The 12,873-nt window shown below is 73.8% G+C and carries 10 protein-coding genes; 6 read left to right on the plus strand and 4 right to left on the minus strand.

Annotated features, from left to right (window positions below; genetic code table 11):
• Positions 1-174 precede the first annotated feature (174 nt).
• Entirely contained in the window at positions 175-978 is an 804-nt protein-coding gene (locus JNO44_RS42570; RefSeq protein ID WP_205369268.1) for an IclR family transcriptional regulator, read from the plus strand.
• A 31-nt stretch (positions 979-1,009) separates the two neighbouring features.
• Here the strand turns inward: JNO44_RS42570 and JNO44_RS42575 are convergent, their stop codons facing one another.
• A complete protein-coding gene (locus JNO44_RS42575) occupies positions 1,010-1,297 on the minus strand; it encodes a DUF5955 family protein (protein ID WP_205369269.1) in 288 nt (95 codons plus the stop codon).
• 744 nt (positions 1,298-2,041) lie between these two features.
• Here JNO44_RS42575 and JNO44_RS42580 point away from each other — a divergent pair.
• The 4 genes from JNO44_RS42580 to JNO44_RS42595 all read left to right on the plus strand — a co-directional run bounded on the left by JNO44_RS42580 (position 2,042) and on the right by JNO44_RS42595 (position 6,892).
• Positions 2,042-2,266, plus strand: coding sequence for a hypothetical protein (locus tag JNO44_RS42580; protein WP_073444873.1), 225 nt, complete (start codon positions 2,042-2,044; stop codon positions 2,264-2,266).
• A gap of 135 nt (positions 2,267-2,401) precedes the next feature.
• Complete coding sequence (locus JNO44_RS42585; RefSeq protein ID WP_205371429.1) at positions 2,402-2,980, plus strand: nucleotidyltransferase family protein; 579 nt, start codon at positions 2,402-2,404, stop codon at positions 2,978-2,980.
• Between the two features lie 378 nt (positions 2,981-3,358).
• A complete protein-coding gene (gene aceB, locus JNO44_RS42590) occupies positions 3,359-4,999 on the plus strand; it encodes a malate synthase A (protein ID WP_205369270.1) in 1,641 nt (546 codons plus the stop codon).
• A gap of 78 nt (positions 5,000-5,077) precedes the next feature.
• Positions 5,078-6,892 (plus strand): translation initiation factor 2, encoded by a 1,815-nt coding sequence (locus JNO44_RS42595; protein ID WP_240167910.1) that lies wholly within the window; start codon positions 5,078-5,080, stop codon positions 6,890-6,892.
• A 31-nt stretch (positions 6,893-6,923) separates the two neighbouring features.
• On the opposite strand, the gene JNO44_RS42600 is transcribed toward JNO44_RS42595, so the two are convergent.
• From JNO44_RS42600 to JNO44_RS42610, 3 genes are read right to left on the minus strand one after another with little or no spacing between them, the layout of a single operon-like run.
• Positions 6,924-9,032: a tetratricopeptide repeat protein gene (locus tag JNO44_RS42600; protein ID WP_205369271.1), complete on the minus strand. Its 2,109-nt coding sequence runs from the start codon at positions 9,030-9,032 to the stop codon at positions 6,924-6,926.
• A gap of 56 nt (positions 9,033-9,088) precedes the next feature.
• On the minus strand, positions 9,089-10,597 hold the full coding sequence (locus tag JNO44_RS42605; protein ID WP_205369272.1) for a YfcC family protein: 1,509 nt from the start codon (positions 10,595-10,597) through the stop codon (positions 9,089-9,091).
• Complete coding sequence (locus tag JNO44_RS42610) at positions 10,594-11,916, minus strand: M20/M25/M40 family metallo-hydrolase (RefSeq protein WP_205371433.1); 1,323 nt, start codon at positions 11,914-11,916, stop codon at positions 10,594-10,596. Before JNO44_RS42610 ends, JNO44_RS42605 begins: the two co-directional genes overlap by 4 nt.
• Positions 11,917-12,176: 260 nt before the next feature.
• Between JNO44_RS42610 and JNO44_RS42615 the strand changes: the two genes are divergently transcribed.
• Complete coding sequence (locus tag JNO44_RS42615) at positions 12,177-12,791, plus strand: TetR/AcrR family transcriptional regulator (RefSeq protein WP_205369273.1); 615 nt, start codon at positions 12,177-12,179, stop codon at positions 12,789-12,791.
• The last annotated feature ends 82 nt before the right edge of the window (positions 12,792-12,873 follow it).

A 12,873-nucleotide genomic window follows, 5' to 3' on the forward strand; every position in this document is an offset into this window, starting at 1 on the left:
GGATCTCGGGCAAGGACGTGACACCTTGGGGCACAGGGGCGCTGACCGGCGGGAACGACTGTGCGATACGCGGTGTGCCGGCCCGGTGTGACCGGTAGGCTGCTCCGGTCGGGCCCGGCGCCCGCAAGGCAGACGAGCCGAGACCGATCCGACCCGCCCCGAAAGGAACGCGACGTGCCGCCGTCCAGCGCCAGCACCTCCGCCGCCGATGCCAAGCCCGCAGGCGCCAGCGGCGGCGTCCAGTCCCTTGAGCGCGCCTTTGACCTCCTGGAGCGGATGGCCGACGCCGGCGGCGAGGTCGGCCTGAGCGAGCTCTCCGGCAGCAGCGGGCTCCCGCTGCCCACCATCCACCGCCTGATGCGCACGCTGGTGGCCTGCGGCTACGTCCGCCAGCAGCCCAACCGCCGGTACGCCCTCGGCCCGCGCCTGATCCGGCTCGGCGAGAGCGCCTCCCGGCTGCTGGGCACCTGGGCCCGCCCGTTCCTGGCCCGCCTGGTGGAGGAGACCGGCGAGACCGCCAACATGGCCCTCCTCGACGGCGACGAGATCGTCTACGTCGCGCAGGTCCCGTCCCGGCACGCGGTACGGATGTTCACCGAGGTCGGCCGGCGCGTCCTGCCGCACTCCACCGGCGTCGGCAAGGCCCTGCTGGCCAACCACCCGCCGGAGGAGGTCCGCGCCCTCCTCGGCCGCACCGGCATGCCCGCCGCGACCGAGAAGACGATCACCGACCCGGACCACTTCCTCGACGCCCTCGCCGATGTCCGCCGCCTCGGCTACGCGGTCGACGACAACGAGCAGGAGATCGGCGTCCGCTGCCTCGCCGTCCCGGTCCCCAACTCCCCCACCTCCGCGGCGATCTCCATCTCCGGGCCGACCGGCCGGGTGACGGAGGCCGCGACGGACAAGATCGTCCCGGTGCTCCAGGAGGTCGCGGCCCAGCTGTCGGTGGCCCTGGCCAGCCAGACGCCGGCGTGACACCCGGGTGGGGCGGTCGCACAGCGCCGCCTCACCCCCTCGGCAGGTCGCCGAAGTGATCGATCCGCTCGCGAACCTCGGACAGCGCCGCGGCGAGTGCGCTCACCGACCCCACCGCCCCGGCTATCAGCAGCAGCGAACGGCGCAGCCGGGGCACCTCGGGCGCGCCGTGGCTCACCATCGCGTCCAGCGCGGCCAGCTCCTCGTCGGCGGCGGTCCGGTCGGGCAACTCCCCTGGAAGCAGGGCCAGTTGACGGCGGAGCCGGGCCACCGCCACACGCAGTTCCCGGACCCGCGGGTCGCTCCCGACCCCGGTCACCAGGCTGTCCCTCGGCAGCTGTTCCACAACGACGGCGCCCTCCCAGGCCGTTGCCCGTTCCGCGATGCGGGACAGTTAACGCCACGGTGTGCGGCCAGCGCCATACGGAGGGACGAAAATCCCGATCACCGCACGGTGCGGCCGGTCGGCAACTCGGCGCGGGGGCCACGGCGTTGCGCCCGACCCGCACGTCGAGGGTGAGGCGGCTACTCGGCTCCGGACCCGCCGAGGAACCGCCGCCGCGACCGACCCACATCGTCCGCCGCCCGTCGTCCGCCCGCCACTTGACGGTCGTACGGGCCGGCGCGGGGGTCGGCGCGGGGGTCGTGCGACCCGACTCCCGCCCCAGCTTCCCCACGCGACTCCCCTGGCCGGTTCTCGTCCCTCGACCCCCGGTTCCCCGACCCCGCGGCCGGTTCCACGCCGCTCTCGCAGGCCGCTCGGACACCATCCACCCCACATGCCCCACGCGTCGCACGCGCGGGCCACGCGCGAGTACCCGTCAACCCTCTGACCATGCGTCAGCACGTGCGTTCCCCCGGGCACCCGTTGGCGTGGGCGTATCCCGTACAAGGCGTACGGCGCCGCGCGATGGAGCATTCTCCCTTCCAGGAAATGTCCGGCATATCACCGAATCGCACCTCACTGGACGACCGCCCTCGCACCTCACCGGACCACGGGAACCACCCACCACCACCGGACCACGGGAACACCCACCACCGGACCACCGGATCGGAGAACACCATGGAGCCCGATGCAGGCCCCACCCCCGACCCCGAGTCCCGGCGCCTCAGCGTCATCCAGCTCATCTGCCGGGCGTACGGCCTGGCCGACGCGTCCGAGATCACCGAGGAACACATACAGCGTTACGTCAGCGAGCACCGGCACGGGGACGAGCGGACGGAGCAGCTCCGGAGCCGGCTGCGCCCGCGGATCCCGCGACAGCGGGCAGCGGACGACGCGGCCTGAAGCCATCTGACGCCGCCCGATTCCGGGCGGCACGGGGCGCCGCGCGACGCCATGGGGTAAGCAGGTCCCATGGCACATCGAGGGGAAAGCGCAGGCGCCGGGGGGACGAAGGGGGCCGGACGGCCCGAGGGGAGGGTGGCCGGGCTGCTGCTCGCCGCGGGCGGCGGACGGCGGCTGGGGGGACGGCCCAAGGCACTGCTCGACCACCGGGGACGCCCGTTGGTCGAGCATGCCGCACGGGTCCTTCGGGACGGCGGCTGCGGACCGGTGCACATCGTGCTGGGCGCGGCCGCCGAGGCCGTCCGGGAGCGGGCGGATCTGGCGGCCTACGGCGTCTCGGTGAACCCGGACTGGGCGCGGGGCATGGGCTCCTCACTCCGGGTGGGACTGGCCGCGCTGGCCGGTTCGGAGGCGGACGCGGTGGTGGTGTCGCTGGTCGACCAGCCGGGCATCGGCGCCGCCGCGGTGGCCCGCGTGGTGGCCGCGTGCACGGGGCGGGACGCACTGGCGGCCGCGGCCTACGGGGGCGAGCGGGGGCATCCGGTGCTGTTCGGCGCCGAGCGGTGGGCGGAGATCGCGGCCGACGCGGAGGGGGACCGCGGGGCGCGGAGCTATCTCCGACGGCACGCCGGCGCCCTCACGCTCGTCGAGTGCGGCGATGTGGCCGAGCCGTACGACATCGACACGCCGGACGATCTGCGGCGGCTGGAGTGACCGGCGCCCACCGGACCGGCGCCCGACCGGTCGACCGCCCCCTCGCCCGCCGCACATTCTGCGGCGGCCGGCACACCGGGCGACCGGAACACCCGCCCCGGCCTCAGATTGACGGGAATCCGTCGTTCCGGAGCGGGAGTAATGGAGAGTGACCGCAATGGCACCGAGAGCCATTCGATCACCACTTGTGTCGACCCAGAGAATCTCGACATCAACAAACCATTGAAGTTCCGCGATAAGGAAACTAGTCTCCACTGGTCAGAAGCGCCCTGCTACCCGTACGGCGCCCGCGACCGTATTTCGGAACCCACGGCACCCCGTGCCGCACAGGTGCCCCCGGCGGCCGCAAGGCACCGCCGCTGAATGGAGTGACAGCTCATGTCCGCACCAGCGCCGTCCCCGCTGGCCATCGTCGAAGTCGACCCCGCCCACACCCCCGAACGACAGGGCGAGGTCCTCACCGACGCCGCGCTCGCCTTCGTCGCCGAGCTGCACCGGCGGTTCACCCCCCGCCGTGACGAGCTGCTCGCCCGCCGCGCCGAGCGCCGCGCCGAGATCGCCCGGACCAGCGCGCTGGACTTCCTCCCCCAGACCGCGCAGATCCGCGCGGACGACAGCTGGAAGGTCGCCGAGGCACCCCCCGCGCTCAACGACCGCCGGGTCGAGATCACCGGCCCCACCGACCGCAAGATGACCATCAACGCGCTCAACTCCGGCGCCAAGGTGTGGCTCGCCGACTTCGAGGACGCCTCCGCTCCCACCTGGGAGAACGTGGTGGGTGGCCAGCTCAACCTGATCGACGCCTACGAGCGCCGCATCGACTTCACCGACGCCCGCACCGGCAAGTCCTACGCCCTCAAGCCGGCCGAGGAGCTCGCCACCGTCGTGATGCGGCCGCGCGGTTGGCACCTGGAGGAGCGCCACCTGCAGTTCGAGGGCCGCCCGGTCCCCGGCGCACTGGTCGACTTCGGCCTCTACTTCTTCCACAACGCCCGGCGTCTGCTGGACCTCGGCAAGGGCCCGTACTTCTACCTGCCCAAGACCGAGTCCCACCTGGAAGCCCGCCTGTGGAACGAGATCTTCGTCTTCGCCCAGGACTACGTCGGCATCCCGCAGGGCACCATCCGCGCCACGGTCCTCATCGAGACCATCACCGCCGCGTACGAGATGGAGGAGATCCTCTACGAGCTGCGCGACCACGCCTCGGGTCTGAACGCCGGCCGCTGGGACTACCTCTTCTCCATCGTCAAGAACTTCCGTGACGGCGGCGCCAAGTTCGTCCTCCCGGACCGCAACGCGGTGACGATGACCGCCCCGTTCATGCGCGCCTACACCGAACTCCTGGTCCGCACCTGCCACAAGCGCGGGGCGCACGCCATCGGCGGCATGGCGGCCTTCATCCCCAACCGCCGGGACCCCGAGGCCAACGAGAAGGCCCTGGCCAAGGTCAAGAACGACAAGGACCGGGAGGCCGGCGACGGCTTCGACGGCTCCTGGGTCGCCCACCCCGACCTGGTCCCGGTCGCCCGCGCCTGTTTCGACGCGGTCCTCGGCGAGAAGCCCCACCAGAAGGACCGCCTCCGCGAGGACGTCTCGGTGGCCGCCGCCGACCTCATCGCCGTCGACTCCCTCGACGCCAGGCCCACGTACCAGGGCCTGATCGACGCCGTCCAGGTCGGCACCCGCTACATCGAGGCGTGGCTGCGCGGCCTCGGCGCGGTCGCCATCTTCGGCCTCATGGAGGACGCCGCCACCGCCGAGATCTCCCGCTCCCAGATCTGGCAGTGGGTCGACGCCGGCGTCGTCTTCCAGGACGGCGAGCACGCCGGCACCACGGCCACCGCCGACCTGGTCCGCACGATCGCCGCCGACGAACTCGCCGCCATCCGCGCCGAGGTGGGCGAGGAAGCCTTCACCGCCGGCAAGTGGCAGCAGGCCCACGACCTCCTCCTGAAGGTCTCCCTGGACGCCGACTACGCCGACTTCCTGACCCTGCCGGCGTACGAGCTGCTGGACTGAGCCCCCCGCGGGAACCCCGAAGGGCCGGTACGGACCGCCGTACCGGCCCTTCGGCACCCCCCGGGTACCATCGCTGGCATGCCGTCGATACCCCTGCCGGAACCCGCTCCGAACTGCGGAAACGGCATACGGGAGGCGGCCCGGCCCACTAGGATGGACGGACCCTGCCAAAGCGGGCAGCGGGCAGCGGGCAGCGGGCAGCGGGCAGCGGGCAGCGGGTCCGGTGGCCGCAGGGCGGTGCTCTTCGCGGTGCGTTCCGCGGTCGCGCTGCACCGGCTCCTGGACGTCCTGCCCGTCTTCTCCGGTGACGACCGCATCGAGCGCCGCTTCTCCCTGATCCCCGGCTCCGATTTCGGCACCGATGCCCTCGCCGCCCTGGACTCCGTCGGCGCCCGCTGCGTCCCCTGGGACGAGGCCGTCCGCACCCCGTACGACCTGACGCTCGCCGCGAGTCCCAAAGGCGAACTCGACCGGCTCCGGGGGCCGCTGGTCCTGCTGCCGCACGGAGCGGGCTTCGGCAAGACGCTCCCCGACGAGGGCACGGCGGACTCCGCATCCGGCCTGGACCCCGCCTATCTGCTGCGCCGCGGCACCCCACTGGCCGCGCTGCACGCCCTCGCCCACCGGAGCCAGGTCGCCGAGCTGGCCGTGCGGTGTCCCGCGGCGGCCGCCCGCGCCACCGTGGTCGGCGACCCGACACTCGACCGGCTCCTCGCCTCGCAGGGGCTGCGCGACAGATACCGCACCGCGCTGGGCACCGGCGGCCGCCGGCTGATCGCGCTCACCTCGACCTGGGGCCCGGAGTCCCTGCTCGCGTCGTACCCGGATCTGCCGGCCCGGCTGAGCACGGAACTCCCCGCCGATTCCTACCAGTTGGCGCTCATCATGCACCCGAACGACTACGGCCGGAGCGGTGCACACGATCTCGCCGAGCGTCACGCACCGGCCCTCGCCGCCGGACTCCTGACGCCCCGGCCGTACGAAGAGTGGGCGGCGGTGCTGGTCGCCGCGGACGGGGTGCTCACCGACCACGGCTCGACGGCCCTGTACGCGGCCGCCCTGGACCGCCCGCTGCTGGCCGTGTGCGACGGCGGCGACGAACTGATCCCCGGCAGCCCGATGGCCCGGCTGCTCGCCGCGGCACCGAAGGTGAGCGGTGCCGCGGCAGACACCGGCCGGGCCGCCGAGGACATCGTCCGGGCCATCGAGGGGCACCTGCCGGGATCCGTGCGCGCCCTGGCCGAGCCCGCCTTCGCCGAACGGGGACGCGCCCTGCCGTTGCTGCGTACGGAGCTGTACGCGCGGCTCAGGCTGACCCCGCCGGCCACACCGGCCGAACCCCGTCTGCTGCCGGTCCCCCGCGTTCCGGCGCACGCACCGGCCGTCCACGCGGTGTCCGCCGCCGTCGACGGCGACCGGGTACGCGTCGAACGCCGTCCGCCGCACCACGACGGGCCGGCCGGGCACCTCGCCGCCGAGGAGGACGCGGCGAGCGTGCGGCACGCGCAGAGCGCGGCGGTCCTCTTCCGCCGCGCCGGAGACGCGCCGGCCGCCGCCGCACGGGCCGTGGCGGGCTGGACGGTGGACGGCTGGATCACCTGGGCACTCGACCGGTACCCGGGCCGCCGTACCGCCGCCGTCGTGCTGTCCGCCTCCCACTGCGTGCTGCGGCGCCGCGGCGGACCGCTGCTGTCGGCCCGGATCGGGGCGTGCACCGAGGCCGGACGGGTGTTCCGGCCCGATCCGGCGGCGGTGGTGTCGGCGGTGCACTGCTGGCTCATCGCGACCCGCGTGCCGTCCCTCCCGGCGACCCTCGACTGCCGCATCGGCGACCGCAGTTATCCGGTCCGCCTCGCACCGGCCACGGACGACGAGGCGGACCACGCGTTCTGAGAGCGGTTCCGAAAAGCTGCTGGGGACACTCCTAGGGCCCGTCGGTGGGGCGGGAGCGGAGGGCGTGGGCGGCGGCCAGGTACCGCTCGGCGGCGTCCTCGTCGCCCTCCTCTCGGTACAGTCCGGCGAGCGCCTCCAGCACCCGTACCTGCTCGGATGGGGACCGGCGCTCCCGTGCCGCGTCGAGGGCGGCCTCGTACAGTTGCCGGGCCTCCGCCGCCCGGCCCAGTCGCAGCAGCACCCGGCCCAGCGCGAATCCGGTGCGCGCGGTCATGCGCTCGCGCTTCAGCTCCCGCGCCATCGCATGGGCGGTCCGCAACTCCTCGGCGGACCGGTCGAGTTCGTCCAGGCCCTCGCTCGCCTGCCCGAGCAGATAGGTCAGCAGCAGCTCGCCGTAGGGGTTCTCGATCTGCTGGTGCAGGCGCAGGGAGTGCCGGTAGTCCGGTACCGCGGCGGACCACTTGCCCTGTTCGGCCTGGAGCCGGCCGCGGAATTCGAGGGCGGAGGCGAACAGCTTGCGGTCCTGGTCGCCACTGCCCAGCAGCCCGGCCGCGCTCACCGCGGCCTCCAACTCCCGTCCGGCCTCGGCGAACCGCTCGCTCTCCCACAGCGGCCGGGCGAGCTGGCAGCGCATCCGGATCGCGGCCGGCAGGTCCTCGGCGCGCAGGGCGGCGTCCCGGCCGAGGGTGAAGGAGTCGATGTCGTCGGCGCTGCCCGGATGGTCGAGCTGATGCGTCCACAGGGGTTCGCACAGCGCCCAGGACTCGGCGAGGAGCCCCGCGTCGTGGGCGACGCGCACGCAGGCGTGCAGCACCCTGCGCTCGCTGTGCAGCCAGCGCAGGGCCGCCGTCCTGCCTCGGAAGTCGACGTCCGGGGCGCCCGGCAGTGCCGGCACCCGTGCGGCGAGGGTCATCCGCTTCCCGGCCCACAGTTCGTCGGCGCGCTGCGCCTGGCGCAGATGCCAGCGGATGTTGCGCTCCCGCCCGTCGGCCGCCTCCGCGTCCGCCGCGTCGGTCGCCGCGCGGCGGCGGGCATGATCACGCACGAGGGCGTGCATCCGCAGCCGGACGGCCCGGTCGTCGTCCAGATCCGGGACGAGGTCCAGCAGGCCGGCGTCCTCCAGTTCCTCCAGCGCCGCCTCGGCGGCGTCCTCCCCCGTGCCCAGGAGGGCGACCGCGGCCTGCGGGCTGATCGCCGGCCCGGGTTCGCCGGCGAGCAGGCGGTAGAGCGTACGGGCCGGACCGCCGAGGTCGTGGTACGTCGCGTTCCACACCGGCTCCGTCTCCGGCACCCCGTTCTTCTGCAGTTCGATGGTCAGGCCGGCGAGCAGCCGCGCCCAGCCGCGCCGCCGGTGCCTGCGGACCCAGTGGCCCGCGACGCGCAGGGCGGCGGGCAGACCGGCGCACAGCCGGGCCAGTTCGGCGACGGCTTCCGGGTCGGCGGCCGGTGCCTGATCTCCTGCGACGCGCAGCAGGAGCCGCACCGCGTGGTCCTCGGTGAGCGGACTCAGCGGCAGCTCGACCGCCACGCCGGGGTCGAGGTCAGGGGGTGTCCGCGGGCCGACGAGCACGACGGCGCTGCCGGCCGAGGCGGGCATCAGCAGCTCGGCCTCCCCCTCGAAGCGCCGCACGTTGTCGAGGACGACGACCAGCCGTCGGTGCCGGGTCTCGTCCAGATACTGCCGGCGGCGCGCGGTGAGCGAGCGCTCGACTTCGTCCTGGGGGACTCCCAGCGCCCGCAGCATCTGGCCCAGCACATCGGCGATGTCGGCGGCCCCGTCGCGCCGCCCCTCGTCGAGGTCCGCGTGGAGCACGCCGTCGGGGCAGCTCTCCAGGAGCGGTCGGGTGATCCGGAAGCCGAGGGTCGTCTTCCCCACACCGGTCAGTCCGCTGACGCTGATGATCAGCGGACGCGCCGGGTCCGGGCCGCTCCCGAGCCAGTCCTCGGTGGCCCGTAGGACGCGTGCCTGTTCGTCGTCCCGGTTCTCGAAGTGCTGAATCTCCAGCGGTAACTGGCAGGGGGTCCGGCGTTGCGTGCCGGACGGCGGCCCGTGCAGATGCACCGCCTCGATGTGCCCGGCCTGCACGAGGCTCCCCACCTGCGCATCCCCTGCCACGCTGTTCCACGTCTCTTCGGCCACGGGTCAACTCTAGGCACCGGCACGGACAGTGGACAGGAGCGGTGTCCCTTGCGTCCTCACGCCACCGCCGCCCCCAATGCCACGAAGGTGCAGATCAGGACGAAGAGAAGGGCGAGGAGGGGGGCGGCGAAGCGGAGGTAGGTGTCGTAGCCGACCTTGGCGAGGGAGACGCCGCCCATGATGACGGCGGTGGTGGGGACCCAGAGGTTCATCCAGCCGCTGGCGGCCTGCCAGGCGGTGACGACGACCGGGCGGGTGACGCCGGCGAAGTCGGCGAGCGGGGCGAGGATCGGCATGGCGAGCGTGGCGTGGCCCGAGGTGGAGGGGATCAGGAAGGCCAGGGGGAGGTTGACGATGAAGACGATGACGCCGAAGAGCGCCGAGGGGGTGCCGGAGACCACGCCCTCGATGGAGTGCAGCACGGTGTCGGTGACCCTGGCGTTGTTCATGATGACCGTGACGCCGCGGGCGAGGACGATGACCAGGGCGGGCGAGATGAAGTCGGCGGCGCCCTGGACGAAGGTCGCGGACAGCCGCTGTTCGCCCATCCTCGCCAGCAGGCCGACCAGTACCGCGCCGACCAGGAACATCGCCGCCAACTGCGGGAAGGACCAGCCGAGTTCCCAGGCGTAGGGGGGTGCGTCGGCGCGGCCGGTGAGGGCGCCGGACCACGGGATCACCGAGAAGATCATGAAGCCGAAGAGCAGGGCGACGGCGACCAGGACCGTCTTGTGGAGGGTGGTGAGCGGGGGCGGTTCGGGGACGTCCGGGGCGGTCTGGGCGTGCTCGCGGTCGCCGGGGAGGAAGCCGCAGAGCGAGCGGTCGGGGTCGGCGCGCACCCGGCGTGCGTAGCGGATGACGTAGGCGATGGTGGTGGCGGTCAGCACCAGCCACATCGCGACGCGGAGCCCGATGCCGTCGCCGAGGGAGATCTCGGCGGCCGAGGAGGCGACGCCGGTGGCGAACGGGTTGACGGTGGAGCACAGGACGCCGATGCCGGCGCCGAGGATGATCGCGCCGGTGGCCACCAGGCGGTCGAAGCCGAGCGCGAGCATCAGGGGGACGATCAGGCCGTAGAAGCCCAGGGTCTCCTCGGCGAAGCCCTCGACGGTGCCGAGGAGGGAGAAGACCGCCATGACGCCGGCGATGAGGAGTGCGCCGCGGTCGCGGAGCCGGTGGGCGAGGCGGCCGATGCCGCGGTCCAGGGCGCCGGTGGCGAAGACGACGGTGATGAAGGCGCCGATGGCGAGGACGAAGAGGAAGACGCCGGCGCTCCCGTACAGTTCGCCGGTCAGATCCGGGCCCACCAGGCCGGTGCGGGCGTCCTTGATGCCGTAGAGGCCGTTGACCGGGGAGAGGAAGAGGTCGCCGAGCCGCTCGGGGAAGGTCCGGCCGGACGGGGTGCGGTGGTAGGAGCCTTGGAGGGGGCGGCCGGCGGCGTTGCGGGCGTAGGTGCCGGAGGGCAGCACGAAGGCCAGCGCCCAGATGACGACCGTGACGAGGACGAGGATGGTGAGGGCGCTGGGGAAGGTGAAGCGGCGCCGCTCCTGCACCTCCGGCGTCACGCCGCGCCCCCGGGGCGGTGCGCGGCGGCGTACTCGGCGAAGAAGAGGGCCTCGGCGAGCAGCGTCCCGCGGAATTCGGAGCGCAGCATCCGTTCGTTGGGGGCGTGCATGCGGCAGAGGCTGTCCGCGGCGCCGAAGAGCAGGATCTCGGCCTGCGGCACCGCCGCGGCCAGGCCGTTGACCAGGGGGACCGATCCGCCGGCCGCCGCGTCGACGGGCTCGGCGCCCCAGGCGCGGCGCAGCGCGGTGCGGGCGGCGCGGTAGGCGGGGCCGTCGGTGCCGGCCTCGTAGCCGGGGCCGGTGTCGCCGGGGGTGACGGTGAGCGGGATGCCGAACGGGCGCAGCCGCCGCAGGTGGCGGACGAGGGCGTCCTGGGCCTCCTGGGGGTCCTGCCGGGGGTGGACGCGGAGGTTGAGCTTGGCGCGGGCGTGCGGGACGACGGCGGCGGCGCCGCGGTCCGCGGAGGGCGCGTCCAGGCCGACGACGGTGAGCGCGGGGCCGCTCCACAGCCGCTCGCCGAGCCCGCCGGAACCGAGCAGCGGGGTGCCGTCGGGCACGCCGGCCAGTGCGCGGAAGTCGTCCTCCGCAAGGGCCGTGCCGTGCCACGGTTCGCGCCGCAGGCCCTCCACCGCGACGTCGCCGTGCAGGTCGTGGAGGGTGGCCAGCGCCTTGACGAGGACGAGCAGGGCGTCCGGTGCGGCGCCGCCGTACTGGCCGCTGTGGACGGCGGAATCGAGCGTGCGGACGTCCACGAAGACGTCGACGCTGCCGCGGAGGGCGGTGGTGAGGGTGGGGGTGCCGGGGCGGATGTTCCCGGTGTCGGCGATGATCATCGCGTCGCAGGCGAACGCCGCGGGGTCGGTGGGCGGGTAGCCGTCGAAGGCGCTGCCGTACTCCTCCTGCCCCTCGAAGAGGATCTTGATGCCGACGGGCGGCCGTCCGCGCCACGCCCGGAGGGCGCCGAGGTGGACCATCAGATTGACCTTGTCGTCGGCGATGCCGCGGGCGCGGATGCCGCCCTCGATGCGGGTGGGCTCGAACGGTGGGGAATCCCAGAGGTGTTCGTCGGCCGCCGGCTGGACGTCGTAGTGCGCGTAGAGGAGGACGGTGGGGGCGTCCGGGGTGGGCGGGGGGACGGTGGCGGTGACGACGGGGGCGGTGTGGGGGAGGTTCAGTTCGCCGATGTCGGTGACGCCGGCGGCCCTGAGCAGTTCGACGACGAGGTCGCGGGCCTGGAGGACGGGTTCGGGCGAGAAGCCGGGGAAGGCGATGGAGGGGATGGCGGCGAGCCGTTCGAGATCGGCGCAGAGGTCGTCCATCAGGCCGTCGACGGTGGTTTCCAGCGCCGAGGCCGTCCCTGACGCGTGGGCTCCGTGGGGCACCGCGGGCCCCCTCTCTGCGGCGCCCGACTGCGCGGACGCACACGTTGAATGCCTGTCACTTTCGTGCGTAATGCAGCATATCGGGCATACCGTCGGCGCCCGCGACAGCGATGTCGACACCGCGCCAGCCGCCACAACATCCGAGGGAATCGCACTACTATGGGCGTAGTAACGGAGTTGTAAGGGTTGGTGGAGCGTTGGCGCGGCGGCGGGACCAGGTGCTGGACGCGGCGGTCGAGGTACTGGGGGCCGAGGGGGCCCGGCGGCTGACGTACCAGGCCGTGGACCGGGCCGCGGGGGTGCCGACGGGGACCACGTCCAACTACTTCCGCAACCGGGCCGCGCTGGTCGACGGCATCGCCGAGCATCTGCTGGCACTGGAGCGGCGGGAGTGGGAGGCGCTGACGGCGGGGCCGGCGCCCGTCAGCCCCGGCGAACTGGCCGCGGCGCTGGCCGCCTTCGCCCGGCATGCCGCGGGGCCCGGGCGCGCGCGCACGGCCGCCCGCTGGGCGCTGCTGCTGGAGTCCGCGGTGCGCCCCGGGCTGCGGGCACCGCTCGGGCAGGGGCGGCAGGCGGTGCTGGAGCGGAGCACCGAGTGGGTGCGCCGGCTGGGCTCCGGGGCGCCGGAGCGGCACGGGCGGATCCTGGTGGACCACCTGGAAGGGGTGGTGATGCGCCAACTCGCCTTCCCTGAAGTGGCGTTCGACCCGGCGGAGGAGATCCGGGCACTGGTGGGCGGGTTGTTGGCCGGCCCGGAGGGCGGAACGCGGGGCGACGTACGGGGCGGCGCGACGGGCGGGCGCGCCGGCTGACGGGGCGGTCGGCGGCGGAAGGCGGTGTCCGACGGGGCCCGGAGCGGGGGTGGGGTGCTCGGCCAACTGGGCGCGGTGGGCG

It is taken from the genome of Streptomyces noursei (assembly GCF_016917755.1).
GTDB lineage: Bacteria > Actinomycetota > Actinomycetes > Streptomycetales > Streptomycetaceae > Streptomyces > Streptomyces yunnanensis.

What these genes read in the sequence shown, in the direction of transcription:
- JNO44_RS42580 (WP_073444873.1), top strand. Translation starts at nt 2,042, where the DNA reads ATGGAGCCCGATGCAGGCCCCACCCCCGACCCCGAGTCCCGGCGCCTC.
- aceB (WP_205369270.1), top strand. Translation starts at nt 3,359, where the DNA reads ATGTCCGCACCAGCGCCGTCCCCGCTGGCCATCGTCGAAGTCGACCCC.
- JNO44_RS42595 (WP_240167910.1), top strand. Translation starts at nt 5,078, where the DNA reads ATGCCGTCGATACCCCTGCCGGAACCCGCTCCGAACTGCGGAAACGGC.
- JNO44_RS42610 (WP_205371433.1), bottom strand. Translation starts at nt 11,916, where the DNA reads ATGGACGACCTCTGCGCCGATCTCGAACGGCTCGCCGCCATCCCCTCC.